This is a genomic window from Phaeobacter sp., from assembly GCF_022825805.1.
In the GTDB taxonomy this organism is placed as follows: domain Bacteria; phylum Pseudomonadota; class Alphaproteobacteria; order Rhodobacterales; family Rhodobacteraceae; genus Phaeobacter.
The window spans coordinates 1-26,539 of sequence record NZ_JAJDWC010000153.1 but is presented as its reverse complement, the minus strand read 5'-3'; the positions used below and the strand labels follow the sequence as shown (position 1 = coordinate 26,539).

Genomic DNA, 26,539 nt, shown 5'->3' with positions numbered 1-26,539 from the left:
GCTGCGTTCATCCAAAATCTAAGAGAAAGTGGCGCGGTTGACGGGGCTCGAACCCGCGACCCCCGGCGTGACAGGCCGGTACTCTAACCAACTGAGCTACAACCGCGCATGGGCCTTTCGGCGTTCCAGGCCAACTGGCCTGGGTTGGTTCCCTCCGGGACGGCCCTGAAATCCAGGGATATGAAAGTGGCGCGGTTGACGGGGCTCGAACCCGCGACCCCCGGCGTGACAGGCCGGTACTCTAACCAACTGAGCTACAACCGCTCGCTGCCCGATCAGCATCGCTGCTGAACGTTGGGCTGTAATATTCCCAGCGCTCGGGTATCGTCAAGCGGTGTTTTGGGATTTTCTATCGTTTCTACGAAAAAAATCGCTGCGGCATGAGAATTGCACACCAAGCCATTGTTTTTTCGGAATTCCTGATGGGCCAATCAGGACAGAACGGCCTTCTCGCCCTGCTCTTCAAAGAGGGGCCGCCCCTCCGCACGCTTCCCGGCGCAGTAGACGGGCGTCCCGAGCGTCACCCAAAGATGCAGGCACACACATCACGCAGGTGTTTCGTGCCACGGTTTGCGACGTCTAACTTCTCGCGCAGCTTCTCCCCCAGCCTGCTCAAATAGAAATTCAATCTCATTTTAGGGACTTAAACGGCGATTGTTTAACTCTTGGTCAAGGTTCCGCTTTACCCTGCAGACGGTGGATCGGAGTAAACAATGGTTATTGAGACCCCAAACGCATTTGAACAACACGCCACAGCAAACGGCACCGCAGAGCAGGATCTGCAGGCCCAGATGGTGGATGTCCTGAACCAGATGGAACAGGGTATCCTGGTCTGGTCGCCTGATGGCATCTGCACGCTGCACAATGAGCGGATTTTCCAGGTGCTTGAATTGGGGCCGCAGGATCTGCGCGTTGGTATGGGGCGCGAGGCGTTCCTGACCCATTCCGTTAACCAGGGCGTCATTTCGGCAGAGCGCAAAGACGAAGTCCAGCGCCTGTTCCAATCCGGCCAACCGTTTCACTTCGACCGCAACATGGCCTCTGGCAAGGTGATTTCATCCTTTGCCCGCCCCTTGAAGGACGGCGGATATGTCGTCACCTTCACCGATATCACCCAGTTTCGTCAGGATGCGGCAGATCTGGCCGCCGCAAAGCAGGTGGCCGAAGCCGCAGAACAACGCGCCAAGGACATGTTGGCCAAAGAACAGTCCTGGCGCGCCGAGGTGCGGGCGCTTGCGGATCTGGATGAATGGCTGCAGTGCTGCAAATCGCTGGACGAGTTGTTTGTTGTGGTTGAAAAATTCATGTCCAAGGCCCTGCCGCTGACACAGGGCGAACTCTATATCTATTCCAACTCCCGCGACGTGCTGGATGGGGCCTGCTGTTGGGGTGGCGCGCATCTACACGAACATATCGCGCCAGACAGCTGCTGGGCCCTGCGCCGTGGTCGTGGCTACCGATATGATGCAAGTGGCTTCACCTTTGAATGTGGCCATGTCGCCGACCATCCGCTGGTGCGCACTGTAGATGATGCGCTTTGCATCCCGATTGTGGCCCATGGTGACACAGTGGGGCTGCTCCATGTCACCTATCCACCCCAAACCGACAAAGACACCGCCAAAGCGGGCTATGAGCTCGCACTGCAATGTGGCGAACACATCAGCCTCGCCATCGCCAACGTCAAATTGCGTGACGAACTGCATGACCAGAGCACCCGCGACCCGCTGACACGGCTCTACAACCGACGCTATTTCCTCGAGGCCATGCGCGCCGAACAATCGATGGCCTCACGCAAGAACACGCCCTTTTCGCTGCTCAGTTTCGATGCCGACAAATTCAAAGCGTTCAACGACAACCACGGCCATGATGCGGGCGACATGGTGCTGCGTGCCATCAGCGACAAGATGCAGGAGGTGTTCCACACCGGGGCGATCTGCTGTCGTTTCGGGGGCGAAGAGTTTTCTGTACTGCTGCCAGGCGCAAGCAGCGCTGTCGCAACCGACGCGGCAGAAGCACTGCGCGCCGCGATTGAGGACACAACGGTTCAGTATAGTGGCGGTAAACTGCCCGGTGTCACCATATCCATTGGGGTTGCGAGCTTCCCGGATCACGGTGCCTTGCCACAGGATCTGCTGAATGCTGCTGACCGAGCGCTCTATGCCGCAAAAGCCGCGGGTCGCAACTGCGTCCGGCTGGCCGGTCAAGAAACCGGATCAGACCCCACCCCGTAGCGTTCAAGGGGAAGGACGATCCCGCCCTTCAGGCCCATCTAGGGATAGCAAACGACATAGGCCAATAATGTCATCTGAGGGCGCGGTGGCGCATCAGCTCAAACCCCAGCCGGTCCCGCAGCACAGACAGCAATTCCGTCTCCAACTGATGCGTCGTGATCGGTTCGCCATTGAAGGCCACGATATGGCCGATCATTTCCTTGTCAGCGTTTTCAACCCGGATCCCAAGATAAGCGTCAAAGCCCCCTTCCCCGTACCGTGGATCATCGGCAAACAGCTCCGGCAGACCGCTCTGGATCCGTCGGGTTGGCTGGTCCTTGAGCACCTCGCAGGGTTTGCCCTCGTAAGACATCAGCGCGCCAACTTTGTCATCCAGCCATTTGCCATCCTCGCAGTAGGCAAGGATGTTGAAAAACGCGGGGTCCTGTTCGCTGCACTCAGCCACAAACACCGCACGCACCCCAAGCAACAGCTGGATCTGTTGCGTGATGAGATGAAACACCCCCTGCGAGGGTGATTCCGGGCCGCGCGCCAGTGCTTTCAGGATCCGCAGGGCACGGAGATTTTCCAGTTCATTGCCAATCCGATCGCTGAAATCCGAAATCGTCTCAATAATCTGGTCGACTTCTTCCAGAGAGGTTTCATGTTTCCAGCCCAGCTGCACCAGACCGATCACTTCGGAATGCTGGTTCAAGACGGGATAGGCCAGGAAGCTCTCCAACCCTTTTTCCTGCAGCATCAAATCGTCGGGATAAGCCTGTTGGATCCCCCGATGCAGCAGCACCATTTTGGCTGTCTTGATGGCCTCGATGCAGGGGGTCGAGCAGGCTTCGTATTCAAAGTTGATGAGACTTTCCCCATCCAGCCAGCCCGCTTTCACCTGAATACGTTCGATATCAGTGACGTGCAGTTGGCTGATGGCGATCATTTCGACCTGCAGCACCTCTTGCAGGATGTTGACGAAGGTCTGCAGAAATTCGTGCCCCGTGCTGGCAGACAACCGTTCCAGATCATTGGCAACAGGCAGCAGGCGCGTTTGGTCTTGCTCTGACAGGAGGGTGTCAGGACGGTCTGGCTGCATGTACACTATCTCTCTGTTCTAAATGCACATCGTGCACGAGCTAGGGTAAAGTTATCGTGAAGCGGGATATCTGACCATGTTATCCATTCAGCAAAACGGTCAAGCGCGGGTCTTATAATTGCCTATTATTTGTGCACAAACACATACCCACAGTTGAACCACTTCGCAGCCCACAGCCAAGAGGTGCAAAAAGGCATGTTTCATCAGCGAGTTTCACCGAAAAAGACGCCCGTCGCCGCCCTAATAGCGGGATGATGGGCTGCCCACGCGAAACGGTGCCAGACTGTCCATAAACATATCCAGAAAGTCCAAGGCAAGGAGAGACCGGTTCCCTGACATCGGCCGCAGGACGGTCAAACGGTGTTCCACAGCCGGTTCGAACGGTCTGATCTCGACGTCTTGATGACGAAAGGCCTCCGCATCCAATGCGCTGACAATCGTCACCCCGTGGCCTTTGTTCACCATAATGCAAGCCGTCGCAAATTGGCGCACCTCGACCCAGCTGTTCATCTCAACACCGTATTCGGAAAACGCACGGGTCAGGCGTTTGAAAAATGGGCTGTCCCGGCGGGTGTGGATCAATTTGCGATCCCGCAAATCAGTTGGTGTTATGACATCGCGCTCCGCCAGGTCGCTGTTTCTGGGAACAACACAAACGGTTCGGATCGGCACATCTGTGGTTTCCACCGCTGGATGGGACGCAAATTCATCTGTCAAACCACAGTCATATTGATGGCTTATGATCCAATCCAGGATGCGCTCTGGCCGGTCGGGCTCCAGGGTGAGGCGAACACCCGGACGTTGATCAAGAAAATCCGCAAGGAGATGTGGCAAATGCATGGTTGCGAACCCGGGAAGACAGGCGATGCGCAAATGTCCCGCCGTCCGTTCAGACAGATCCCGGTTCAAATCTTCCAGATGTTTGAGACTGTCCAGCACCCGGTTCACCTCCGACAGAAGGTAGCGCGCTTCGCTTGTCGGCACCAAAACACCTTCACTGCGGGTGAACAAATCCACGGACACAGCCTGAGAAAAATCCGACAACAGGCGGCTCACAGCGGGCTGAGAGACACCAAGCGTCTTTGCAGCCCGCGTCATGGAGCCACTGCGCGCAACCGCTTGAAAAGCCTCAAGTTGTCTCAGTCTAAACTTCACTGGCTTGCCCCTGCGCCCAATCAAACATCACAAAAACATAACAACATGTTATGAAGACTGTCAAAAAACTTTTGCTTGAATTATCTTTTTACTCGGACAAAACCTAGAGCAGAGCCAAGCTTGGGAGAAAACTCATGTCCGTAAAATCTATGCTCTGCGCCTCCGCCGTGATGGCAGTTGCTGGCAGCACCGCATTTGCACAAACCGAGATTCAGTGGTGGCACGCGATGGGCGGCACCAACGGCGAACGGGTCAACAAAATCGCCGAAGATTTCAACGCCACACAGGACGCGTATAAAATCGTACCCGTCTACAAAGGCAACTACACCGAAACCATGACCGCAGCGATCGCCGCATTCCGCGCCAAAGAACACCCGCAGATTGTGCAGGTTTTCGAGGTTGGCACCGCGACCATGATGTCCGCGAAAGGCGCCATCTATCCGGTGGAACAGCTAATGAACGACGCAGGCGAGCCGTTCGACGGCGATGCCTTCCTGCCCGCAGTTGTGTCCTATTACGAAACACCCGAAGGCGAATTGCTGTCGATGCCATTCAACAGCTCCACCCCGGTTCTGTGGTACAACAAAGACGCGCTGGATGCTGCTGGCGCCGAAGTTCCGACCACATGGGACGAGGTCAAAACCGCCTCCCAGAAGCTGGTCGACAACGGCATGAAATGTGGCGTTTCCTTCGGCTGGCAGTCCTGGGTGATGATCGAGAACTTCTCTGCCTGGCATAACCTGCCCACCGGCACCAAAGAGAACGGCTTCTCCGGGTTCGACACCGAACTGACCTTCAACAACGCAAGCGTTGCAGCGCGTCTGGATGACATCGCGTCCATGGGCGACGGCAATCTCTTCGTCTATGGCGGCCGCCGTGGCGACAGCCTGCCGATGTTCACCAATGGCGAATGCGGCATGTGGATGAACTCCTCAGCCTACTACGGTTCGATTTCGTCCCAGGCAGAGTTTGAATTCGGTCAGGCCATGCTGCCGCTGGACACCAAGGTCGCAGACGCACCGCAAAACTCCATCATCGGTGGCGCCACGCTCTGGGTGCTCGCGGGTCACGATGAGGAAGAGTACAAGGGCACCGCGCAGTTCATGACCTACCTCGCTTCCCCCGAGGTGCAGGCCTGGTGGCACCAGGAAACCGGCTATGTGCCGATCACCACTGCCGCTTATGAACTGTCGAAAGAGCAAGGGTTCTACACCAGCAACCCCGGCACCGACACAGCCATCAAACAGCTGAGCCTGAACACCCCAACGGCCAACAGCCGGGGTCTGCGTTACGGCAACTTCGTCCAGATCCGTGATGTCATCAACGAAGAGATGGAAGCGCTCTGGGGTGGTGAGAAATCTGCGCAGGATGCATTGGATGCGGCGGTTGAGCGCGGCAACGATCTGCTGCGCAAGTTCGAACGCACCGCGAAATAACGCTCTCTGACCTTTCCCGTCCTGCCGCTCCTTTCCGGGGGCGGCAGGGCTATTTTTCTGACTGGGGCCTTTCATGCTCAAACGGGTGCATTTCCCAACCTCTCTGCTGCCGTATCTGCTGGTTGCACCGCAAATCGCCATCACTTTGGTCTTCTTCATCTGGCCCGCAAGCCAGGCGATGTATCAATCATTCCTGATCGAAGACGCGTTTGGACTGGGCACAGAATTCGTCTGGTTTGAGAACTTCGAAGTTCTCATGACCGATTCCCACTATCTCGACAGTTTCCAGAGAACGGCCGTATTCTCGGTGCTGGTCGCCGCGCTTTCGATGGGGTTTGCTCTGATCCTCGCGGGATTTGCGCAGCGCGTTGTGCGCGGTGCGATGTTCTATCGCACGCTGCTGATCTGGCCCTACGCCATTGCGCCTGTTCTGGCCGGTGCGCTGTGGGTGTTCATGTTCAACCCGACGCTCGGCATCTTTCCCTACTTCCTCGAAATCATCGGAATCACGTGGAATCACTACCTCAGTGGCAACCAAGCCATGCTGCTGGTGATCCTGGCCGCAGCCTGGAAACAGGTTGCCTATAACTTCTTGTTTTACCTCGCAGCGATGCAATCAATCCCCAACTCCGTCATCGAAGCCGCAGCCATCGACGGCGCAGGCCCGGCGCGGCGTTTCTGGACGATCGTGTTCCCGCTGATCTCACCGACAACGTTTTTCCTGCTGGTGATCAATATGGTCTACGCCTTCTTTGAAACCTTCGGGATCATTCACGCCGTCACCCAAGGCGGTCCCGGAACCTCGACCACCATCCTGGTCTACAAAGTGTTCAACGACGGCTTTGTCGGACTCGATCTTGGCGGCTCTGCGGCACAATCCGTGGTGCTGATGGCGCTGGTCATCGTGATGACTGTTGTCCAGTTCCGCTTTGTTGAAAGAAAGGTGGCCTACTGATGGTCGAAAACCGCCCACTCACCACCTTTGTAACCCATCTTGTGCTGATCCTCGGGGTGCTTGCGATTGCATTTCCTGTGTGGATCACCTTTGTAGCCTCCACGCATAATGAGCTGCGCATGAACCAGTCGCCGCTGCCGCTGTGGCCGGGAGAGTATTTCCTGACCAACATGCAGCAGACCCTGTTCGGCTCGGGCCTGAGCGGCACGGAACAGGCACCGGTCTGGCTGATGCTGCTGAACTCACTGGCAATGGCGCTGCTGATCTCCAGCGGCAAAATCGTGATTTCGCTCCTGTCGGCATTTGCCATCGTCTACTTCAAATTCCCGTTCCGCATGGGCTTTTTCTGGATGATCTTCATCACCCTGATGCTGCCTGTGGAGGTGCGGATCCTGCCCACCTTCGAAGTGGTGGCCAATCTGGGGATGCTGAACAGCTATTGGGGCTTGTCGATCCCGCTGATTGCCTCGGCCACAGCGACATTCATGTTCCGCCAGGTGTTCCTGACGGTCCCGGACGAGCTGCTGGAAAGCGCACGCATCGATGGCGCAGGGCCGCTCAGGTTCTTCTTTGATATCCTGTTGCCGCTGTCGCGCACCAATATCGCGGCGCTGTTCGTGATCCTGTTCATCTTCGGCTGGAACCAATACCTCTGGCCTCTGCTGATCACCACAGACACCTCCATGACCACCATCGTGATGTCGATCAAACAGATGCTGGAAGCGGCCGAACAAAGCCCGCAGTGGAACATCATCATGACAACCGCGCTGCTAGCAATGATCCCGCCGGTGTTCGTGGTCATCGCAATGCAAAAGCTCTTTGTTCAGGGCTTGACGGAAACCGATAAGTAAGGCGCCCGAAAAATGGCTGATATTCAACTCAAAGACCTGGTGAAATCCTACGGTCCAACCGAAGTGCTCCACCACATCGAGGGCGACATTCAGGATGGTGAATTCATCGTCATCGTCGGCCCCTCCGGCTGTGGCAAATCCACATTGCTGCGCATGGTCGCCGGACTGGAAAGCGTCACCTCCGGTGAAATCGCTATCGGCGGCACACGGGTGAACGAACTGGAGCCATCGCAACGCGACATCGCGATGGTGTTCCAGAACTACGCGCTCTACCCGCATATGACCGTGCGCCAGAACATGGCCTATGGTCTGAAAATCCGCAAACTGCCCAAAGCAGACATCGACCGCCGCGTGGAAGAAGCGGCAGAGATCCTCGAGATCAAACAATATCTGGACCGCAAACCCCGGCAACTATCCGGCGGGCAACGTCAGCGGGTCGCCATGGGGCGCGCGATTGTGCGCGATCCGCAGGTGTTCCTGTTTGACGAACCCCTATCGAACCTCGATGCAAAACTGCGGGTCCAAATGCGGCTGGAAATCCGCAAACTGCAGCAGCGGCTCGGGGTCACCTCCATCTATGTGACCCACGATCAGGTCGAGGCGATGACACTCGGCGACCGGCTGATGGTGCTGAACGGAGGCTATGTGGAGCAGTTCGGCACGCCGATTGAGCTGTACGACCGCCCTGCGTCGATGTTTGTGGCCGGTTTCATCGGCAGCCCTGCGATGAATTTCCTGCCCGTAACCCTGGATGCCGGTACGGCCAGCCTCCCTTCAGGACACCAGGTCAGCGTCGCCTCCGGTCACAGCGGCACCGCAACGCTTGGGATGCGTCCCGAGCACCTGACCGCAGATCCCGACGGGCCGATTGCCATCAACGTCGACATGCTGGAACAGCTTGGCGCCAACACGCTGATCCACGGTCGTTTGGACGGCACAGAACACGCCATCACAGCAAGTGTGCCAGGTCACGCGCACGACGGTATTGGCAACACTCGCCGCTTTTCCATTGCGCCGGATCTGACCCATCTGTTTGACACCGACACTGGCAAGCGTCTGGACAGCTGATGCCTTTTCCTCAACTCTCTGCCTGCGCAGCCGCGCCAGGTGTGATCCGGCTCGTCGGTCATCGCGGTGCGCGCGGTGTGCTGCCTGAAAACACGATCGAAGGCTTTGAATTCGCTCTGACATCGGGGTTGAAACTGCTGGAACTGGATGTCACCGCGACCCGTGATGGGGTCGTTGTGATCACCCACAACCACCGCCTGACCCGGTCCATGGTGCGTGATGCGACGGGCCATTGGCTGCAGGGTGAAGAGCCCAAAGTGTCCCAGCTGACCTATGCTGAGCTGTCGGAATTCGATGCAGGCGGGCTTGATGGCACCACCGCTTATGGGCAGCGGTTCCCTGACCAGTCGTTTATGACAGGTGTGGCCATTCCTCGGCTGACGGATCTTTTGGACCTGCTACGCCAGCGAGAGCATCAGGATGTGCATCTGTTTCTCGAAATCAAATCCGATCCGGATCTGGTCCAGAACAGCACCGCAAGAACCGCTTTGGTCGAAGCCGTGGTGGCAGAGGTCCGCGCCGCGCACCTGGAACCACGCACGATCCTCCACAGTTTCGACTGGACCATGTTGGAGGATTGCCAACGCATCGCGCCGGACATGCCGACATCGTTTCTCACCCAACTGCCGGAAAACGACGATGACATCGGCGAGGATTCATCCAAAGCCGTCAACCCGGTGGAGGGCTGCAGCGCGATGGATCTGCCAGACCGCGTCGCTGCCGCCGGTGGCCAGCTATGGTGCCCCTACCATCTGGATGTGACAGAACAATCCCTGGCGCGGGCGCGCGAACTGGGCCTCACAACCATGGTCTGGACCGTGAACGAAAGCGACGACATCCAGCGCATGATCACTCTTGGTGTGGATGCGATTTGCACCGACTACCCCGGCCGCGCCCAGCGGTTGCTGCTGCAACAGGGGCTACATTGGCTGCCCGAAGCCGCCAGAAGCTGTGTAACGACATGCGCTTAACCGCCGAGGGCGTCTTTACGCGCTATGAGGCGCTGCGACCACGTCTGCCCGCCTGGCCAGATGACCAGACGGCTGCGCCACCGTCGGCACGCACCCCGACAGCTGTCGCCTCCCTGCTGGATATCAGCGAGGCGGCAGAGGCATTTGTGTTTGATGCTTTCGGCGTCTTAAACGTCGGCACGCAGCCAATCGACGGTGCCGCCGAACGGCTGCAACAATTGCGCGCAAAAGGCTACCAAATCCGGGTCCTCTCCAACGCCGCCAGCAATGGCAAAGCCCAGACCCTTGCGAAATTCGACGCGCTCGGTCTGGCGCTGTCGGCAGAGGAAATCATCACCAGCAGAGATGCCACACTGACTGCAGTAGATGACCGTTTGTGGGGCGTCATCGCCGCACCGGATGATGCGCTGGACGACATCACAGCCCCCACCCGTCGACTGGGGCAGACCAGCGCAGATTATGCCGCAGTCGAGGGGTTTGTGTTTCTGTCCAGCGCCGCATGGGACATGGACCAACAGGCGTTGCTGGCCCGCCATCTGCGGGACAACCCGCGCCCGGTGCTGATCGCCAACGCGGATCTGGTGGCCCCACGACAGACTGGCCTGTCGCTTGAACCCGGCTTTTTCGGCCATCACCTGATCGACCAAGGTCACGAGGATGTCCGGTTTTTTGGCAAGCCCTACAGCGACGTTTATGACCTTTTGGCGGCCAGTTTGCCCGACATGCACCCCGACAGGATCGTCATGTGCGGCGACACCCTGCACACCGATATCCTGGGGGCAGCCGCGGTCGGCTGGCAGACTGCATTGATCACCCAAGACGGCGTCTACGCCGGTGAAGACGCCAACCACTACGTGCAGCGCGCGCGCATCACCCCCACCTACATCCTGCCCCGCATCTAACGCCCTTCCCCATGCTTCGGGGCGGGTCAGCGGGCCAGGAAGGGGGTGAGCAGTGTGAACAGTTCGGCCTGAGAAGAGATGCCGCATTTGCGGTAGAGCTGTTTGCGGAACACCTTCACCGTCTGGGGGCTGACATCCAGCACCAGCGCGATTGAAATCGTGCTGTGGCCCCGCAGGATCAGCAGGGCGACCTCGCATTGTCGGTCGCTCAGACGAATGCCACGCTCTGTGAGCAAGATGCTTTTCAAATGCTCCAGCAGAGAATCGTCCGACGGCTGATCACGGGCAGACAGAGACTTCCACTGAAAGTTGACCAGTGCGCAAACGATACTGCTTATGGCTTCAGCAGACCGGAGATCTTTGCTGGAAAAAGAGCGCAAAGAACTGTGATCGCGGCCCAGACAAATCTGCACCGAAACCCCAGCTGCGGGACTGGCGTGGTAGCAGGTTTCATCCACCAATGTGGTGCGGCCATAATACTGCGCGACATATTCATGACGGTGGAAATGATCAGGCGCGCAGTCGCGCAGTCGATACAGTCCATCGGGCGCTTGTTTGACGTGCAGATCATAGAACGGATCTAGCCGGTAAACCCCTGCAAGATAATCACTTTCTATGCGTTCATGCACCTGCCGCACGCTGGAATGGCTAAAGAAAACATCCGGCTTACCCGTCTGGTAAAACGCAATGATCGTGCAGTTGTCGATGTCAAAACACTGCTGAAGCCAATCATAGAGCTTCTGCGCAAACGCCGGGCTGCCAAGCGCCGCAATGACCTGCGCCAAATAGGCTTCACTGGACTGGTGAGACAACATCATCATACCCCCTTGGGGGTATATACCCCCCTGATGCAAGGTTCAATATAAATTAGCCCGAAACAGGGGGTATGGGACAATAGAAAAATGAACCAAGACAATATTGCCATCAATGTCCAACGCGCGGTCAAGCGCTATGGGACCTTCACCGCTCTCAAAGAGATATCGCTGTCGATCTATGACAATGAGTTCTTCACGCTGCTGGGGCCGTCGGGCTGCGGCAAGACCACATTGTTGCGCATGATTGCGGGGTTCGAAGATGTGACCGAAGGCGCGATCCAGCTCTTTGGGCAAGAGATCGAGACCCTGCCCCCCAACAAACGGCCGGTCAACACGGTGTTTCAGAACTATGCGCTGTTCCCGCATATGTCGATCTTGGACAACGTTGCCTTCGGGTTGGAGATGCTGGGGCGCAGCAAGTCCGAGGCGCGCGCCAAAGCAGGCGAAATGCTCGAACTTGTGCAGCTGTCGCAATTCGCCAAGCGCAAACCCTCGCAGCTCTCCGGCGGCCAACAACAACGGGTAGCACTGGCCCGAGCGCTGGCGCCGCAACCCAAGGTGCTGCTACTGGACGAGCCTCTGTCGGCGCTGGATCTGAAGCTGCGCAAGGCGATGCAGATTGAGCTGAAGCATTTGCAGCGCGAGACCGGCATCACCTTTATCTTTGTGACCCACGATCAGGAAGAAGCCCTGACCATGTCAGATCGCATCGCCGTTATGTCCGCGGGTGAATTGCAGCAACTGGGCAGCCCACGCGACATCTATGAAGCGCCACGCAACATGTTTGTCGCTGATTTCATTGGCGAAACCAACCTGCTCGAAGTCTCGGTCGACGACATTCAAAATGGCCGTGCCACCTGTCATCTGGGCGGTGGGCATGAACTGACTTGCAACGAAGTGCAGGGCATCGGTGTTGGCGCCAAGGTCCATATGTCGTTGCGCCCCGAACGTCTGTTCATCTCTGAGGCCGCCAAAGAAACCGCAAGCCTGCGCGGCAAGGTGGTTGAGAACATTTTTGTCGGAACCGATATCTCCACAATTGTCGATCTTGCAGATGGGCCGAATTTCATCGTCCGCACCTCGAATTCCGACCGTGGCAACAAGCGAATTTTTGAACCGGGCAGCGATGTCTTTGTCAACATGGAGCTGGGGGCTGCACGCCTCCTGGTGGACTGATGGCGGCCGGTGCAGCAAGCGGCGGCAGCGCAACCACAGACACCTACCGCGAGGCAAGAACCTGGCTTCTTCTGCCCTCCTGGCTGATCCTTGCGGGTCTCTCTCTGATCCCGGTCTGCCTGATGCTGATCTATTCCTTCCTGACCAAGGAATTCAGAGGCGGCGTGATCTGGGACTTCAGCCTCGCGGCCTATGATCAGTTCTTTTTTGATCGCGGCCTTTTTGGCGATGACCCCGCGCAGATCGAATGGACCTATATCGCGATCTTCTGGCGGTCGATCTGGCAGGCCAGCGCCGCCACACTGCTGAGCCTCGCGATCGGATTTCCAACCGCCTATTTCATCGCTACCCGGCCCGAGCGCAATCGCGCCATCTGGGTCTTCCTGATCACCATCCCCTATTGGGTCAATCTGCTGATCCGCACAGTCTCGATGAAGTTTCTGCTGCGCGATCAGGGACCGCTTAATGACATGTTGATTGGCATTGGCCTGATTGACACCCCGATCCACATCGTGAACACGAACTTTGCGGTGCAGCTGGGCCTGTTCTATTCCTACCTGCCCTTCATGGTGCTGCCGATTTATGCCGCGGTGGAACGCTATAACTTTTCGCTCAGCGAAGCAGCGGCAGATCTCTATGCGTCGAAATTCACAACGCTGCGCCGCATCCTGCTGCCTGCGGTGAAACCGGGCGTGGTGGCTGGCTGCATCCTGGTCTTTGTTCCCTCCCTCGGGTCGTTTCTTGCCCCGGATCTCCTAGGGGGCGCCAAGAACTTCATGATCGGTTCGCTGATCGAAGAACAGTTCAAAGGCAACGCTGGCAACTGGCCGTTTGGGGCCGCGGCCTCGATGATCCTGCTGACCATAGTATTGATCTTGCTGCTGATTTTTGCGCGCCAGCAAGCGCGGGCTGAAAAGGAGGCGCACTGATATGTTCGGATCCAAACGTCGCTTTGACATCAAATCCTACCCCGGCTTCCTGCCAGTGACGCTGCTCTGTCTGGTCATCCTCTATGCCCCGCTGCTGGTGGTCACGGTCTACAGTTTCAACGCCTCCAAATCGATCACCATCTGGGAAGGCATGTCGCTGCGCTGGTACGTGGATGTCTTTGTTGGTCCCGAAAGCGAGAAGTTCAAAGTCGCGGCCTGGAACAGCTTTGTCATCGCCATTATCGCCGCCAGCGTGGCCACAACCGTTGCCACCCTGGCCGCGACCGGCATGATCCGCGCGGGCAAATTCAAACTGCGTGGCCTGTCCTTCGGTCTGATCTCGCTGCCGCTGATGGTGCCTGAAATCGTCACGGCGGTTGCCACGCTCATCTTTTTCAATGCCATCGCGTTCGAACGTGGCTTGATGACGATCCTGCTGGCGCATACGGCCTTCTGCATTCCCTTCGCCTATCTGCCGATCTCGGCGCGGATGCAGGGGATCGAAGACAGCTACGAACAGGCGGCACTGGATCTCTACGCCACCAAACGGCAAGCGTTCACGAAAATCCTCCTGCCGCTGATGGCGCCGGGGATTATCTCCGGGTTCCTGCTCGCCTTCATCGTGTCGCTGGATGATTTCATCATCACAAATTTCGTCAAAGGGGCCGGTGTTGAAACCCTGCCCACCGCGATCTTCGGCGCCGTCAAACAGGGCATCAAACCCAACATCATGGCGATTTCGACCATGCTGCTGGCGGTATCCATCGTGATGGTCACCGTGTCCTACTTCGTCAGCAAATCAGACAACACAAAATAACCAACAGGAGAAACAGGATGAAAACGCTATTTCGTACGACAGCTCTCGCCTCGCTGCTGTCCGCCATGGCCAGTGCCGGCAGCGCAGATGGCAAAGTGGTTGTGTATCACTGGTTTGAATACATGCCGCAGGAATTGATCGAGAAATTCACGGCTGAAACCGGCATCGAAGTGGTCATGGACACGTATGATTCAAACGAATCCATGCTGGCATCGCTGAAAGCGGGCGGTATCGGCACCTATGACGTGTCCGTGCCCGGCGACTACATGGTCAAGATCATGGCCCAGGAAGGTCTGTTGGACACCATCGCAGACGGTGAACTCGCCAACAAAGGCAACATCGAAGCCCAATGGCTGGATGTGGCGTTTGATCCAAACCGCCAGCATTCGATCCCATACCAGTGGGGCTCGACCTCCTTTTCCGTCAGCCGCGATGCCTATGACGGCGATATCAACACAACAGATATTCTGTTTAACCCGCCCGCAGAACTGTCCGGCAAGATCAACGTTCTGGACAGTCAGGGCGAAGTCATGGCGCTGGCATCCCTGCACCTTGGCATCCCGCAATGCTCCACCGACCGGGACCAGTTGAAGGCGCTGAATGCCATGCTGGACAGCGCCAAAGGACATTGGGCCTCCTTCAACTCTGATACCGCCAAAGAGGTGCTGGTGTCGGGCGATGCGGCCGCTGGCATGATCTTCAACGGCTTCTCCGCCAAAGCCCGCGAAGAAGGTGCCAATGTCGAATACGCCTATCCGACGCAGGGCTATATCGCCTGGATGGACAATGTCGTGCTGCTCAAAGAGGCGCCCAACCGCGACAACGCGTTGAAATTCATGGATTTCCTTCTGGAGCCGGAAAACATCGCAGTGCTGACCAATTGGACGCAATACTCTGCCGGCATCAGCGGCGTGACACCGCTTCTGGATGAGGCGCTTGCGGTTTTGCCCGAAGCCAACCCACCGGCCACAGCGGGCCCTGCTGCATTCATCGAGGTCTGTGATGAACAGACCCAGGCGGTTTACGACCAGATCTGGACCAACGTGAAGAAGTAACCCCCCACCCATTGCGTGCCGAGGGCAAGGTATTGGCGGCAGCGTCAATGCCCTCGGCAGCTGCGCGCAATTTTTCGACGCGCGCACCAATCATAAAGACAAAAGAAAGGTCTACATTATGTCTTTGGATATCGACCGCTCCACCGATGGCGTTCTGACCGCGGATGCACATCTTGTGCAGTCCTTTGCGAACCTTCACGCGCTGAAACAGAATGATGCGCGCACGGTGATTGTCGGAGCCGAGGGCGCGTTTGTCACCGATGGCGACGGCAGCCAGCTGATCGACGGCATCGGTGGGCTGTGGTGCGTGAACGTCGGGCACCGCCGCAGCGAAATCATCGAAGCGATCAACGATCAGCTCAACACGCTGGACTATTATTCCACATTCTACAATTTCACCCACCCAACGGCCGCGGCGCTGGCCGCAAAGATTGCAGAGCTGGCTCCCGGCCATCTGAATGCGGTGCATTTCGGCAATTCAGGATCCGTTGCCAACGACAGCGCCATTCGTATTTTGCACCATTATTACAATCGTTTGGGCAAATCGAACAAGAAACTCGTGCTCAGCCGCCATGGCGCCTACCACGGCTCCACCTATCTTGCGATGGCAATGACCACACCGGGCTATTCCGAGGGTTGGGACAAGGCCGAAAATCTCGTGCATCACCTGCGCTGCCCACATCACTGGCGCGAAGGCGACGGGATGAGCGAAGCGGAGTTTCTGGATGTTCTGCTCGCCGATGCCAAGGACCGCATTGAAACCCTGGGCGCTGAAAACATTGCCTGTTTCATCGCCGAACCGATCCAGGGCGCCGGTGGATTAATTGTCCCGCCCGAAGGCTACCACGCCAAAATGGGCGCGCTCTGCCAGGCATACGACATCAAATACATCACCGACGAGGTCGTGACCTCCTTTGGTCGGTTGGGGCATTTCTTCGCCTCCAAAGATGTCTTTGGCGTGCAGCCCGACATCATCACCACTGCCAAGGGCCTGACCTCCGGGTATCAGCCACTGTCGGCCACCATCATCAGCGATGAAATCCACGAGGTCATTTCCGGCGATGGCGCGATGTTCCTGCACGGCATGACCTATTCTGGCCACCCGGCAGCCTCCGCCGCCGCGCTGGCCAATATCGCTCTGATGGAATCCGAGGGCATCCCGCAGCGGGTACAAACCACCGGCAAACGGTTCGAGCATAACCTGCGTGGCCTCGCAGATCTGGATATCGTCGGAGAGGTGCGCGGCAGCCACTTCATGATGGGGATCGAGTTTGTCAAAGACAAAGAGCGCAAAACACCGTTCGAGCCGGATGAACAGATCGGACTGCGCATCGCACGCGCCGCACAACAGCGCGGCCTGATCGCACGTCCACTTGGCAACATCCTGATCCTGTCGCCCACCCTGATCATGACCGAAGAGCTGATCGACCAGACCGCAGCCATCCTGCGCGAGGCGATCACCGAGGTTCAGGGCACGCTGTAGTCGTGCCCACACCCTCTATCTGAAAAGGAAAGACGAATGACCATTGAACAGACCGATGTCCTGGTGATTGGCGCAGGTCAGGCCGGGGTGGCCGCCAGCGAACATCTCAGCAAGGCTGGCATCAAACATCTGGTCCTTGAACGCGACCGGATCGCTGAAAAATGGCGCACCGGCCGCTGGGATTCCCTGGTGGCCAACGGCCCGGCCTGGCACGACCGTTTCCCCAACCTGGAATTCACCAACCATCACGATGACGCCTTTGTTCCCAAGGATCAGGTCGCACAGTATTTTGTCGACTACGCCAAACAGTTTGATGCACCGATCCGCGAAGGGGTGCAGGTCACCGATCTGAGCCGCAAATCAGACGGCGCAGGTTTTGTGGCGCAAACATCGGCAGGCACGATCGAGAGCCGCTATGTGATCTCGGCCACCGGGGCGTTTCAAAACCCGATCATCCCGCCCATCCTGCCAGAGATCGACGGCATCACGCAGATGCATTCGATCCGCTATCGCAATCCTCAGGATCTGCCCGAAGGCAACGTGCTGGTGGTTGGTGCCGGATCCTCCGGGGTTCAGATCGCGACGGAAATCATGCAATCGGGGCGCAAGACGTTCCTGTCCGTCGGCTCGCACGACCGCCCACCACGCCGCTATCGCGGACGCGACTTTGTCTGGTGGTTGGGGGTTTTGAACCTCTGGGACGCCGAGGCTTCCCCCGCCTCGACCCACACCACCATCGCGGTCACCGGGGCGGACGGCGGCTATACCGTTGATTTCCGCGAATTGGCCAGCCAGGGCATGACCCTGCTGGGCCTGACCGAGCGCTACACCGATGGGCGGCTGAGCTTTGCTGACAATCTGGTGCAGAACATCAAAGAGGGCGATGAAAACTATCTCGCCACACTCGATCTGGCGGACGACTATGTGCGGCGTAACCGGCTTGACCTGCCCGAGGATCCAGAGGCGCGCATCATCGCCCCTGACCCAGAGTGTGTCAGCACTCCGATCCGGTCCATTGATCTGGCCGAGGAAGGCATCACAACGGTGATTTGGGCCACCGGCTTTGGCTTTGACTACAGCTGGCTCAATGTCGATGCGTTGGACGACGCAGGCCGCCCCGCCCACAAACGCGGCGTATCCACCGAGCCGAATTTCTACTTTCTCGGCCTGCCCTGGCAGTCCCGGCGCGGCTCGTCCTTTATCTGGGGCGTCTGGCATGACGCCAAATTCATCGTCGATCATATCGCAAAACAAGAAGGATACCTGGCCTATCGCGGCGCTGCCAAACGTCTGATGGCCGAGCAGCAGGACGCATAATGACCCACACCCGCATTCGCAAATTCAACACCGCAGAAACCTACCCCGAGCAGAACCTGGACAACGATCTGTGCCAGGCGGTTGTCGCCCGCGGCACCACCGTGTTTCTGCGCGGACAATGCCCACAGGATCTGGACACCGCCCAGAACATCAACAGCCATGATCCGGTGGAACAGACCCATAAGGTCATGCAGAACATTCAGCAGCTGATCGGCGAGGCCGGTGGTTCGATGGAGCATCTGTGCAAAGTGGTCGTCTACATCACCGATGTGCGCCACCGCGAGGCCGTCTACCGGACCATGGGCAGCTATATCAAAGGCATCCACCCGGTCTCCACCGGGCTCTGTGTGCCAGCGCTCGCGCGGCCCGACTGGCTGGTTGAAATCGACGCCACCTTCGTGATCCCGGAGTGACGGCAACATGACCTTTTCCATCGTTGGTCGCTGCGCGCAGTCGGGGCAATTCGGTGTGGCGATCTCCTCGTCCTCCCCGGCCGTGGCCGCGCGCTGCGCCTTTGCCAAGGCCGGAGTTGGCGCCGTGGCCACCCAAAATGTCACCAACCCTGCCCTCGGCCCGCTTGTTCTGGACCAACTGCGTCAAGGTGCCGACGCGCCAGCAGCGCTGCAAACCGCTATGGCCAGCGAAGGTTTCCCGCAATATCGCCAGGTTCTGGCAATCGATGGCCGCGGCCAAAGTGCGATCCATTCCGGTGAAAACGCGCTGGGGATCTGGAGCGCCACCTCCGGAATCAACTGCGCAGCCGGGGGCAACCTGTTGGCCAGTGCCGAGATCCCAGCCGCCATGGTCGCTGGATTTGAACAGGCCGAGGGCACGCTGGGCGACCGGTTGATCGCGGCCATGATGGCGGGTCTTGCCGCAGGCGGCGAAGCGGGACCTGTGCATTCTGCGGGCCTCCTGGTGGTCGATCAGCAGGACTGGCCCTACGCCGAGTTGCGCTGCGACTGGAGCGAAACCTGCCCAATCCAAAACATCGTTGAGGCCTGGGCCATCTACAAACCCCAGGCCGACGCCTATGTCACCCGTGCTTTGACCCCAACGGATGCGCCCTCTTATGGCGTGCCCGGCGACGAATAGGAGCAGCTATGCTGAGCTATGACGAATATCAATCCAAGGCCGCTGGCCTGAGCTTTCGCAACCAATGCTGGATCGATGGGGCCTTTGTGCCTGCTGTTTCTGGCGAAACATTTGCCGCGATCAACCCGGCCACTGGCAAGAAACTGACCGATGTCGCGCGGGGTAGTGCTGCGGATATTGACCGCGCCGTCGCATCGGCGCGCGCCGCCTTTGAGGACGGGCGCTGGTCGCGCAAAACCCCGGGCGAACGCAAAGAGGTCCTGCTGCGTCTTGCACAACTGATCCGGGACAACCTGACCGAGCTGGCGCTGCTCGATACGCTGGACATGGGCAAACCCATTTCGGAAACCGTCAATGTCGACGTGCCGGGCTCTGCCATGTTCTTTCAGTGGCACGCAGAGGCCGTGGACAAGCTCTATGACGAAATCGCCCCCACCGGCGGGCGCGATGTGGCAATGGTGCGCCGGATGCCACTGGGCGTGGTTGGTGCTGTTGTGCCGTGGAACTTCCCGCTCGACATGGCGACGTGGAAATTGGCGCCCGCTTTGGCAACCGGGAACTCCGTGGTTCTGAAACCAGCCGAACAGTCGCCCCTGTCAGCACTGTTCCTGGCCGAACTCGCCAAAGAGGCAGGCCTGCCGGACGGCGTGTTGAACGTGGTGCCAGGTTTTGGCGAAGACGCAGGTCAGGCGCTGGGGCGGCACCCGGATGTGGATTGCCTGGTCTTCACCGGCTCCACCGCGGTTGGCAAATTGTTTCAACGCTACGCAGGCGAAAGCAACATGAAACAGGTCTGGCTGGAAACCGGCGGCAAAAGCCCAAACCTGATCTTTGCCGATGCGGATCTGGACAAAGCCGCGGACATGGCGGCCTTCGGCATCTTCTTCAACCAGGGCGAGGTCTGTTCTGCCAATTCCCGACTGTTGGTCCAAAAAGACATTGCCGAAGTGTTCATTGCCAAATTGAAAACCCGCGCAGAGGCCATCAAACAGGGCGATCCGTTGGACCCGGAAACCACGATGGGGGCCATGGTCGATGCCCAGCATGCCACGCGGGTCGCCTCCTATCTGGCTGTTGGCAAAGAAGACGCCCGGCTGGTCACCGGCGGCAACCGGATCACCATCGGCAGCAGCGACGCCTTTGTGCAGCCCACGATCTTTGCCGATGTCCCGGCGCACTCGCGGATCGTGCGCGAAGAAATCTTCGGCCCGGTCCTGGCAGTGCAGACCTTCGACACCGACGAAGACGCCCTGGCCCTCGCCAATGATACGGAGTTCGGCCTGGCCGCCTCCATCTGGACCGCAGATCTGAGCCGCGCCATGGACTTGTCGGATCGGTTGAACGTTGGCACAGTGTCGGTGAACACAGTGGACGCGCTGTCACCGATGACGCCATTTGGCGGGGTGAAGCAGTCTGGCTTTGGGCGGGATCTGTCGATCCATTCCTTTGACAAATACACTGCGCTCAAAACCATTTGGGTCAAATACTGAGGCCAAGCCACCAATGCGCGAGCTGCAAGACATAACCGAAATCCTGGCACGTCTGGTGGGGTTTCGGACCCTGACAGACGGCCCCAACCTCGACCTGATCAACTGGGTCGAGGCGTTTTTGACCAATGCTGGTTTTGAGGTGACCCGCATCACCGCGCCCTGCGGCGACAAAGCCGGGCTGCTGGCAAAATTCGGCACCGGCGACGGCGGCGTTTTATATTCAGCCCACAGCGATGTGGTGCCCGTGGCAGGCCAGTCGTGGTCAGCGGATCCGTTCGTCTTGCGGCCCTCCGGCACCCGTCTGATCGGGCGGGGCACAACCGATATGAAGGGGTTTTTGGCCTGCGTTTTGGCAGAGGCGCAGACCCTCAGATCCAATGCACCGGCCAAACCCTTCATGATCGCGCTGTCCTGGGACGAAGAAATCGGCTGCCGCGGCATTCCCCAGATGATCGACCACGTGTTGCCATGCCTCGGTCGCCCCGATCTGGCCATCATCGGAGAGCCGACAGAAATGCGCCTGTGTCTCGGCCACAAGGGCAAAGCCTCCTATCGCGCGATCTGCCAAGGTGAGGCAGGTCATTCCGCCCTCGCCCCGAATTTTCAAAACGCGCTGCATCCAGCGGCTGAGGTGATTTTGTCGCTCCGCGATCTTCAGACCCAACTGGCGCAAAACGGCGCGCGCGATGATGGCTACACCATTCCCTATGCCACGGCCCATGTTGGCATGATGAGCGGCGGCGTCGCGCTGAACATCGTGCCGGAACATGCTGAAATCGCTTTTGAAATACGCCATCTGAGCGATGAGGACCCCGACGCATTGCTGGCGGGCACCATCTCAACGCTCCCTGCCGGGGTCAGCATCACCCAGACCGGCGCCTACCCCGGGCTGAACGCCGATCCGCACCATCCTGCGATCCGCGCGCTTTTGCCGTTTCTCACCGACGCGAGCCCGATCAAAGTGGCCTTCGGAACCGAGGCCGGTTTTTTTGCCGGTCTCGGCCTGCCCTCTGTGGTGATCGGGCCAGGTTCCATGGCGAAGGATGGCCATAAGGCAGACGAAGGCATCGAGCTGGCGCAACTGGAAGCCTGCCGGATATTTATTGGCAATACCCGAACCCTCTAGCGCCGGGGCACTCCGCCCCGCGCAGCACCCAGGCGGCGCCCATCGCTTGCATTGGAAAATACGCGCGTTTGAACCACACTTCGTCCGCTGGCGAACGTTGGTAAAGCGATTTTAGCGGAGGGTAATGGTGGGTCGTGAGAGGCTCGAACTCCCGACATCTTCGGTGTAAACGAAGCGCTCTACCAACTGAGCTAACGACCCGTTGAGCGGCGGTTTAGACAATGCTGGTCGCGGACGCAAGGGTGAAATACAGGTTTTTTGACAAAAAAGACTACGCCCGCTGCAGCACGGTTTCTTCCCCGTTTTCCAACACATAGACGCAGCCCTGACCGTTGGGCAACGCAGCCATCTCTGCCCGTGACAGCCCGCGCACAATGCCGCGTGCCACTTGTCCCCACAGCCCATGAGCCACCAACACGGTTGGCGTCTCCAGTGCTTCCAGAACAGACAGAACCCGGGCTTGGAACGCCTCATAGCCTTCGCCACCGGGGGCTTCGCAGAACAGATCCAGCGCATGTGGATTGGCTTCGCGCAATTCGCTGTGGCGCGCCGCAATCTCATCCAGGGTCATCCCCTCCAGGACCCCGGCAGAGACCTCTGCCAGTCTGTCGTCCGTGACAAACCCATAGTCACCCAGCGCGATCTGTGCGGTTTGCTGCGCGCGGCGCAGGGGCGACGCAAAGCAGGGCGGGCGCTCCGCCGTCAGGATCGGTGCCATCAGCGTGGCCTGTTGCGCGGCCTGGTCCTGACCTGTGGGTGTCAGGTCGGATTCCAACCGCCCTTGCAGACGTTTTTCCGCGTTCCAGAACGTCTCTCCGTGCCGCAAGAACCAAATTTTCGGAAGATCCCGCATCTTAAAATCCAATCTAAATCAGTCGCTCAACCCTAGGGAATGACGGGCTTATGCCAAAGGTATCTGCGGAGCGCGATGCCAGACCGATCACAACTGTGGCGGATTTGCCGAAAAATACGCCACAAAAACAACGGCCAACAGGACCAGCCTGATCCCGGAACGTGATCGACGGGTCAGTTCCCCCCTCTCCGGGCGCCGCCGCATCCACATTCTGTATCAGGATGTTTCGGTGATTTGACAGACGTGCCAAAAGCACACATATAACTACGAACGAACGTTCATTCAGATTCGTGACCAAGATATGCCCAAACCGCCCCTTGCCCCACCACCTAGAATTCCGCAGCACATCACCCTGCCCTGGATCCTGCGCCGCTTTTGGCTGCGGATTGCGGTGACATGGGTCCTGGTTCTGTTGGAAAACCTTATGATCGCCCTGATCCCGCTGCTGATCGGCTGGTCAATTGACGGTTTGCTGGCAGGCCAATCACAGGAACTCATGGCCCTGGCAGGTGTGCTGGTCGCGCTGGGGCTGATCGCGGTTGCGCGCCGGATTTACGACACGCGGGCCTATGGCCTGATCCGCGTGCGGGTCGGCACGGCACTTATGCAATCACAGCGCCGCATCGCCATCTCAAAACAAAGCGCGCGGCTCGATATGGTGCGCGAGCTGGTTGATTTTCTCGAAACCGATGTACCAGAGCTGATCACAGCTGCGATCCAAATCACGGTCTCATTTGCTGTGCTGGCCTATTTCAACCATATGCTCGGGCTGTCCGCTGCGCTCGTCGTCTTGGGCATGTTGCTGGTGTACGGCTGTTTTCACCGCCGGTTCTTCCGCGTCAACGCGGCCCTGAACGCACAGAAAGAACTGCAGGTCGAGATTCTGCACACCGGTAAGCCGCGCGGTATCTTTCGTCATCAGCGCGCCCTGCGGACACAGGAGGTTGCCTTGTCCGACACCGAAGCCGTGGTCTATGGCGGGATCTTTCTGTTGCAGATCGCATTCATCATTTTCAATCTCAACCTCGGCGCGCAACTGCCTGACATCACGGCAGGGAAGATCTTTTCGATCGCCACGTATTCCTGGGAATATGTCGAGGCCGCGCTGGCGCTGCCCATGGCCTTGCAGATCTGGTCACGGCTGAGCGAGATCACGCAGCGGATCAACACGCCCGCGTGATTATGCCGCCTGACATCATACACTCGACAACAGGATGCTGGTTTCGCTGTTCATGACACCGTCAATCATGCGCACCTCGCGCAACACCCGGTCAAAATCCGGCAGCGTGGCCACCGCGATCTCGGCAATCAGGTCCCATTTTCCGCTGGTGGTGTGCATCAGGGTCAATTCCGGCAAACCCCGCATTTTGCGGATCACCTGTGAGGTGTTTTTGCCCATGACCTCAATCATCATGATGGCGCGGATCTGATCGCTTTCGTAATCCTCGCGCACCCGTGCGGTGAACCCCAGCAGCGCGCCGGACTCCAACAATCGATCAAGCCGGGTCTGCACCGTGCCCCGCGAAACCCCCATGATGTCGGCCAGTTTCGACACTGGCGCACGCCCATCCTTGCGCAACAGGCCGATCAACTGGCGGTCATAATCGTCAAAGATATGCTTGGCGCTGGTTCTGTTTTTCATTTCGACCCCAAGGTTTGCGCAATTGACTTATGCATTTTGTACAGATCACGCTCATATTGCTAAGCATTTTTTGTATTTTCAATACAATCTGCCTGAAGAACACTGCTGTCATCCAATGACCTCAACAACAGGATGACCCTATGTCTGCCGCAGTTCTCTGCCCGTCACCCTCTTCGCCCGGCCCCTCTGCACGCGCTCATGTGCCTTCTAACGGAGGTGATCATGTGGCTCATCAGATCGGCATCGCCCCGGTGCCGAACAGTATCGCGGCCCGCAATGACGCAGCAGCTCATGGCCCGGCGGTGTTTGGCCCGGCGGTTTTTGGCCTGGCGGTTCTTGGCACAGCGGTGTTTGGCCTGGCGCAAGGCTCAGCCCGCATTGCGGAGACAGCACTGTGATCCGCACCTCGATGCAAGCCCCCGGTGCGGTGGTGATGATCCGGCCCCATCATTTCACCGTGAACACCGAAACCGCCGCCGACAATGCGTTTCAAAGCGTGGCGGCGCTCACCAAACAGGACGCGGCAGAGCACGCACAGCGCGCCTACGCAGAACACAGCGAGGCTGTGGATACACTGCGCCACCACGGTGTCCGTGTCCAAGTGTTCGAAGGCGAAGATCCTGCCACCCCAGACTGCGTGTTTCCCAACAACTGGTTTTCCACCCACGCAGGCGGCCATGTCGCTCTTTACCCGATGAAGGCAGCCAACCGACGACTGGAACGGCGCCCGGACGTTCTGGAGATGCTCAAATCGCGCTACCGGGTGCAGGACATCATCGACTATTCCGGGCTGGAAATGGACGGTCTGTTTCTGGAGGGCACCGGCGCGATGGTGCTCGATCATATCAACCGGGTCGCTTATGCCGCCGCCAGCGACCGCACCAACCCTTTCGCGCTGGAGCGGTTCTGCACCCATTTCAACTATGAACCCATGGTGTTTGACGCAGCCGACAGCACCGGAACCCCGATCTATCACACCAATGTTTTGATGTGCATCGGCACGGGTTTTGCCCTGATCGGCAGCAGCATGATAGCGAACGCCACCCGCCGCCACGAGGTTATGGCCCGGCTGGCAGAAACCGGGCGCGATATCATCGACCTCAGCGAAGCGCAGATCGCCGGTTTTGCCGGCAACGCGATTGAGCTGATGGGCAGGAATGGTCCCATTCTGGCGCTGTCGCAAACCGCATATGATGTTTTGTCACCCGCGCAACGCCGCCACATCGAAACGCATGCCACCCTGGTGCCCTTGCACATCCCGACCATCGAAATGGCAGGCGGTTCCGTGCGCTGCACCATCGCGGGCATTCATCTCGCCCGCCGTGGCTGAAACCTGTCTGCGCTGACGCAGGACACGGCCAAATCATCGGGCGGCTGACATCTGGCACAGCCGCCCACGCCGGTGTCATGCGGCTTTATCGGCCATCTTCGCCAATACGGTGGCGATGGCAACAGCGTCGGGGCTGGTGTTATCCGCCTCGGCTTGCTGAAAAATCGCTGTCAGCGTGCTCTGCAAGGCTGCCAGCCGCTCGTCCACGAACCCCTGGCGGTCTGAAATACGCAGGATTTCCGTTGCCACATTGATGATCCCGCCACCGTTGGCCACAAAATCAGGCGCATACAGAATACCGCGCTCATGCAGCGCCGCCGCATCGGCTGCGGTGGCCAATTGGTTGTTGGCACCCCCTGCCACCACCTGAACCTGCAGCTGCGGGATGGTGTCGGCGTTCAAAATGCCACCAATGGCGCAGGGCGCAAAAATGTCGGCCTCAGCAGCATAGATCGCATCGGGTGCCACAGCCACAGCCCCAAACTGATCCACAGCACGCTGCACGGTGTCAGCGGCGATATCCGTGACCAGCAATTGCGCGCCTGCGTCCCGCAGCAACCCGCACAAACACCAGCCCACATGACCAAGCCCCTGCACTGCCACGCGCGCGCCATCCAGCGATCCCAAGTTCGACAGTTAATCGCGTAAGTATTTGATATTTTTCACCCGGAAGTGGCGTTTGTGTGACGACAACAGGCTGTCAGGCCGGTTTTGGCAGGTTCAGGGTTGCGAAGAGGTCGAGTTGCTCCGGAGTGATTTTG

General features: G+C 58.5%; 25 protein-coding genes, 3 tRNA genes and 1 pseudogene. 20 read left to right on the top strand and 9 right to left on the bottom strand.

Features of this window, described 5'->3' with window-relative positions; translation table 11 throughout:
• Positions 1–29: 29 nt before the first annotated feature.
• A tRNA-Asp gene (locus Q0C28_RS17375) sits at positions 30–106 on the bottom strand.
• 81 nt (positions 107–187) lie between these two features.
• Positions 188–264, bottom strand: a tRNA-Asp gene (locus tag Q0C28_RS17370).
• 449 nt (positions 265–713) lie between these two features.
• On the opposite strand from Q0C28_RS17370, the gene Q0C28_RS17365 reads away from it, so the two are divergent.
• Positions 714–2,231 carry a sensor domain-containing diguanylate cyclase gene (locus Q0C28_RS17365; protein WP_293577695.1) on the top strand — a complete coding sequence of 506 codons (1,518 nt, stop codon included), beginning with the start codon at positions 714–716 and terminating at the stop codon, positions 2,229–2,231.
• Positions 2,232–2,301: 70 nt separating this feature from the next.
• Here the strand turns inward: Q0C28_RS17365 and Q0C28_RS17360 are convergent, their stop codons facing one another.
• Together Q0C28_RS17360 and Q0C28_RS17355 are read right to left on the bottom strand one after the other, a co-directional pair.
• Positions 2,302–3,312: a GAF domain-containing protein gene (locus tag Q0C28_RS17360; RefSeq protein ID WP_293577694.1), complete on the bottom strand. Its 1,011-nt coding sequence runs from the start codon at positions 3,310–3,312 to the stop codon at positions 2,302–2,304.
• A 240-nt stretch (positions 3,313–3,552) separates the two neighbouring features.
• The gene (locus tag Q0C28_RS17355; protein WP_293577693.1) at positions 3,553–4,467 is read right to left on the bottom strand and encodes a LysR substrate-binding domain-containing protein; all 915 of its coding nucleotides are present in this window, start codon (positions 4,465–4,467) and stop codon (positions 3,553–3,555) included.
• A 134-nt stretch (positions 4,468–4,601) separates the two neighbouring features.
• Here Q0C28_RS17355 and ugpB point away from each other — a divergent pair, with 134 nt between their 5' ends.
• From ugpB to Q0C28_RS17325, 6 genes are all read left to right on the top strand, one after another.
• On the top strand, positions 4,602–5,903 hold the full coding sequence (ugpB, locus tag Q0C28_RS17350; protein WP_293577691.1) for a sn-glycerol-3-phosphate ABC transporter substrate-binding protein UgpB: 1,302 nt from the start codon (positions 4,602–4,604) through the stop codon (positions 5,901–5,903).
• A gap of 73 nt (positions 5,904–5,976) precedes the next feature.
• A complete protein-coding gene (gene ugpA, locus Q0C28_RS17345; protein ID WP_293577690.1) occupies positions 5,977–6,858 on the top strand; it encodes a sn-glycerol-3-phosphate ABC transporter permease UgpA in 882 nt (293 codons plus the stop codon).
• A complete protein-coding gene (ugpE, locus tag Q0C28_RS17340; protein WP_293577689.1) occupies positions 6,858–7,709 on the top strand; it encodes a sn-glycerol-3-phosphate ABC transporter permease UgpE in 852 nt (283 codons plus the stop codon). The genes ugpA and ugpE overlap by 1 nt, the downstream gene beginning before the upstream one ends.
• A 12-nt stretch (positions 7,710–7,721) precedes the next feature.
• Positions 7,722–8,777, top strand: coding sequence for a sn-glycerol-3-phosphate import ATP-binding protein UgpC (locus Q0C28_RS17335; protein ID WP_293577688.1), 1,056 nt, complete (start codon positions 7,722–7,724; stop codon positions 8,775–8,777).
• Entirely contained in the window at positions 8,777–9,748 is a 972-nt protein-coding gene (locus tag Q0C28_RS17330; protein WP_293577686.1) for a glycerophosphodiester phosphodiesterase family protein, read from the top strand. The genes Q0C28_RS17335 and Q0C28_RS17330 overlap by 1 nt, the downstream gene beginning before the upstream one ends.
• Positions 9,739–10,650 carry an HAD hydrolase-like protein gene (locus Q0C28_RS17325; protein ID WP_293577685.1) on the top strand — a complete coding sequence of 304 codons (912 nt, stop codon included), beginning with the start codon at positions 9,739–9,741 and terminating at the stop codon, positions 10,648–10,650. Before Q0C28_RS17330 ends, Q0C28_RS17325 begins: the two co-directional genes overlap by 10 nt.
• Positions 10,651–10,676: 26 nt before the next feature.
• Here Q0C28_RS17325 and Q0C28_RS17320 read toward each other — a convergent pair whose 3' ends face one another.
• Entirely contained in the window at positions 10,677–11,468 is a 792-nt protein-coding gene (locus tag Q0C28_RS17320) for a helix-turn-helix transcriptional regulator (protein WP_293577684.1), read from the bottom strand.
• An 84-nt stretch (positions 11,469–11,552) separates the two neighbouring features.
• On the opposite strand from Q0C28_RS17320, the gene Q0C28_RS17315 reads away from it, so the two are divergent.
• The 10 genes from Q0C28_RS17315 to argE all read left to right on the top strand — a co-directional run bounded on the left by Q0C28_RS17315 (position 11,553) and on the right by argE (position 21,953).
• A complete protein-coding gene (locus Q0C28_RS17315; protein WP_293577683.1) occupies positions 11,553–12,641 on the top strand; it encodes an ABC transporter ATP-binding protein in 1,089 nt (362 codons plus the stop codon).
• Complete coding sequence (locus tag Q0C28_RS17310; protein ID WP_293577682.1) at positions 12,641–13,570, top strand: ABC transporter permease; 930 nt, start codon at positions 12,641–12,643, stop codon at positions 13,568–13,570. The genes Q0C28_RS17315 and Q0C28_RS17310 overlap by 1 nt, the downstream gene beginning before the upstream one ends.
• Position 13,571: 1 nt before the next feature.
• On the top strand, positions 13,572–14,387 hold the full coding sequence (locus Q0C28_RS17305) for an ABC transporter permease (protein WP_293577680.1): 816 nt from the start codon (positions 13,572–13,574) through the stop codon (positions 14,385–14,387).
• 17 nt (positions 14,388–14,404) lie between these two features.
• Positions 14,405–15,442, top strand: a complete 1,038-nt coding sequence (locus Q0C28_RS17300) for an extracellular solute-binding protein (protein WP_293577678.1) — start codon at positions 14,405–14,407, stop codon at positions 15,440–15,442.
• A gap of 118 nt (positions 15,443–15,560) precedes the next feature.
• The gene (locus tag Q0C28_RS17295; protein ID WP_293577676.1) at positions 15,561–16,925 is read left to right on the top strand and encodes an aminotransferase class III-fold pyridoxal phosphate-dependent enzyme; all 1,365 of its coding nucleotides are present in this window, start codon (positions 15,561–15,563) and stop codon (positions 16,923–16,925) included.
• Between the two features lie 36 nt (positions 16,926–16,961).
• Complete coding sequence (locus Q0C28_RS17290; protein ID WP_293577674.1) at positions 16,962–18,242, top strand: NAD(P)/FAD-dependent oxidoreductase; 1,281 nt, start codon at positions 16,962–16,964, stop codon at positions 18,240–18,242.
• A complete protein-coding gene (locus Q0C28_RS17285; RefSeq protein ID WP_293577672.1) occupies positions 18,242–18,655 on the top strand; it encodes a RidA family protein in 414 nt (137 codons plus the stop codon). Before Q0C28_RS17290 ends, Q0C28_RS17285 begins: the two co-directional genes overlap by 1 nt.
• Positions 18,656–18,662: 7 nt before the next feature.
• Positions 18,663–19,337 carry a DUF1028 domain-containing protein gene (locus tag Q0C28_RS17280; protein WP_293577670.1) on the top strand — a complete coding sequence of 225 codons (675 nt, stop codon included), beginning with the start codon at positions 18,663–18,665 and terminating at the stop codon, positions 19,335–19,337.
• An 8-nt stretch (positions 19,338–19,345) separates the two neighbouring features.
• Positions 19,346–20,827, top strand: coding sequence for an aldehyde dehydrogenase (locus Q0C28_RS17275; protein WP_293577669.1), 1,482 nt, complete (start codon positions 19,346–19,348; stop codon positions 20,825–20,827).
• Positions 20,828–20,840: 13 nt separating this feature from the next.
• Positions 20,841–21,953, top strand: coding sequence for an acetylornithine deacetylase (argE, locus tag Q0C28_RS17270; protein ID WP_293577668.1), 1,113 nt, complete (start codon positions 20,841–20,843; stop codon positions 21,951–21,953).
• 125 nt (positions 21,954–22,078) lie between these two features.
• On the opposite strand, the gene Q0C28_RS17265 is transcribed toward argE, so the two are convergent.
• Positions 22,079–22,154: transfer RNA gene (locus tag Q0C28_RS17265), tRNA-Val, on the bottom strand.
• A gap of 70 nt (positions 22,155–22,224) precedes the next feature.
• Positions 22,225–22,806 carry a histidine phosphatase family protein gene (locus Q0C28_RS17260; RefSeq protein WP_293577666.1) on the bottom strand — a complete coding sequence of 194 codons (582 nt, stop codon included), beginning with the start codon at positions 22,804–22,806 and terminating at the stop codon, positions 22,225–22,227.
• Positions 22,807–23,107: 301 nt separating this feature from the next.
• On the opposite strand from Q0C28_RS17260, the gene Q0C28_RS17255 reads away from it, so the two are divergent.
• Positions 23,108–23,986: an ABC transporter six-transmembrane domain-containing protein gene (locus Q0C28_RS17255; protein WP_293577664.1), complete on the top strand. Its 879-nt coding sequence runs from the start codon at positions 23,108–23,110 to the stop codon at positions 23,984–23,986.
• 15 nt (positions 23,987–24,001) lie between these two features.
• On the opposite strand, the gene Q0C28_RS17250 is transcribed toward Q0C28_RS17255, so the two are convergent.
• A complete protein-coding gene (locus tag Q0C28_RS17250; RefSeq protein ID WP_293577663.1) occupies positions 24,002–24,448 on the bottom strand; it encodes an Lrp/AsnC family transcriptional regulator in 447 nt (148 codons plus the stop codon).
• A gap of 140 nt (positions 24,449–24,588) precedes the next feature.
• Here Q0C28_RS17250 and Q0C28_RS17245 point away from each other — a divergent pair, with 140 nt between their 5' ends.
• Both Q0C28_RS17245 and ctlX read left to right on the top strand, forming a co-directional pair.
• Entirely contained in the window at positions 24,589–24,846 is a 258-nt protein-coding gene (locus Q0C28_RS17245; RefSeq protein WP_293577661.1) for a hypothetical protein, read from the top strand.
• Positions 24,847–24,857: 11 nt separating this feature from the next.
• Positions 24,858–25,778 carry a citrulline utilization hydrolase CtlX gene (gene ctlX, locus Q0C28_RS17240; RefSeq protein ID WP_293577697.1) on the top strand — a complete coding sequence of 307 codons (921 nt, stop codon included), beginning with the start codon at positions 24,858–24,860 and terminating at the stop codon, positions 25,776–25,778.
• Positions 25,779–25,853: 75 nt separating this feature from the next.
• Here the strand turns inward: ctlX and Q0C28_RS17235 are convergent.
• Positions 25,854–26,381 (bottom strand): annotated as a pseudogene (locus Q0C28_RS17235) (Glu/Leu/Phe/Val dehydrogenase family protein); the annotation flags it as partial.
• Between the last annotated feature and the right edge of the window lie 158 nt (positions 26,382–26,539).

Coding starts and splice junctions, on each gene's coding strand:
- Q0C28_RS17305 (WP_293577680.1), top strand. CDS start 13,572: ATGTTCGGATCCAAACGTCGCTTTGACATCAAATCCTACCCCGGCTTC.
- Q0C28_RS17255 (WP_293577664.1), top strand. CDS start 23,108: ATGCCCAAACCGCCCCTTGCCCCACCACCTAGAATTCCGCAGCACATC.
- ctlX (WP_293577697.1), top strand. CDS start 24,858: ATGCAAGCCCCCGGTGCGGTGGTGATGATCCGGCCCCATCATTTCACC.
- Q0C28_RS17315 (WP_293577683.1), top strand. CDS start 11,553: ATGAACCAAGACAATATTGCCATCAATGTCCAACGCGCGGTCAAGCGC.
- Q0C28_RS17335 (WP_293577688.1), top strand. CDS start 7,722: ATGGCTGATATTCAACTCAAAGACCTGGTGAAATCCTACGGTCCAACC.
- ugpB (WP_293577691.1), top strand. CDS start 4,602: ATGTCCGTAAAATCTATGCTCTGCGCCTCCGCCGTGATGGCAGTTGCT.
- Q0C28_RS17300 (WP_293577678.1), top strand. CDS start 14,405: ATGAAAACGCTATTTCGTACGACAGCTCTCGCCTCGCTGCTGTCCGCC.
- Q0C28_RS17275 (WP_293577669.1), top strand. CDS start 19,346: ATGCTGAGCTATGACGAATATCAATCCAAGGCCGCTGGCCTGAGCTTT.
- argE (WP_293577668.1), top strand. CDS start 20,841: ATGCGCGAGCTGCAAGACATAACCGAAATCCTGGCACGTCTGGTGGGG.
- Q0C28_RS17290 (WP_293577674.1), top strand. CDS start 16,962: ATGACCATTGAACAGACCGATGTCCTGGTGATTGGCGCAGGTCAGGCC.
- Q0C28_RS17280 (WP_293577670.1), top strand. CDS start 18,663: ATGACCTTTTCCATCGTTGGTCGCTGCGCGCAGTCGGGGCAATTCGGT.
- Q0C28_RS17330 (WP_293577686.1), top strand. CDS start 8,777: ATGCCTTTTCCTCAACTCTCTGCCTGCGCAGCCGCGCCAGGTGTGATC.
- Q0C28_RS17245 (WP_293577661.1), top strand. CDS start 24,589: ATGTCTGCCGCAGTTCTCTGCCCGTCACCCTCTTCGCCCGGCCCCTCT.
- Q0C28_RS17295 (WP_293577676.1), top strand. CDS start 15,561: ATGTCTTTGGATATCGACCGCTCCACCGATGGCGTTCTGACCGCGGAT.
- Q0C28_RS17285 (WP_293577672.1), top strand. CDS start 18,242: ATGACCCACACCCGCATTCGCAAATTCAACACCGCAGAAACCTACCCC.
- Q0C28_RS17310 (WP_293577682.1), top strand. CDS start 12,641: ATGGCGGCCGGTGCAGCAAGCGGCGGCAGCGCAACCACAGACACCTAC.
- Q0C28_RS17365 (WP_293577695.1), top strand. CDS start 714: ATGGTTATTGAGACCCCAAACGCATTTGAACAACACGCCACAGCAAAC.
- Q0C28_RS17360 (WP_293577694.1), bottom strand. CDS start 3,312: ATGCAGCCAGACCGTCCTGACACCCTCCTGTCAGAGCAAGACCAAACG.
- Q0C28_RS17320 (WP_293577684.1), bottom strand. CDS start 11,468: ATGATGTTGTCTCACCAGTCCAGTGAAGCCTATTTGGCGCAGGTCATT.
- Q0C28_RS17260 (WP_293577666.1), bottom strand. CDS start 22,806: ATGCGGGATCTTCCGAAAATTTGGTTCTTGCGGCACGGAGAGACGTTC.
- Q0C28_RS17325 (WP_293577685.1), top strand. CDS start 9,739: ATGCGCTTAACCGCCGAGGGCGTCTTTACGCGCTATGAGGCGCTGCGA.
- ugpA (WP_293577690.1), top strand. CDS start 5,977: ATGCTCAAACGGGTGCATTTCCCAACCTCTCTGCTGCCGTATCTGCTG.
- Q0C28_RS17250 (WP_293577663.1), bottom strand. CDS start 24,448: ATGAAAAACAGAACCAGCGCCAAGCATATCTTTGACGATTATGACCGC.
- ugpE (WP_293577689.1), top strand. CDS start 6,858: ATGGTCGAAAACCGCCCACTCACCACCTTTGTAACCCATCTTGTGCTG.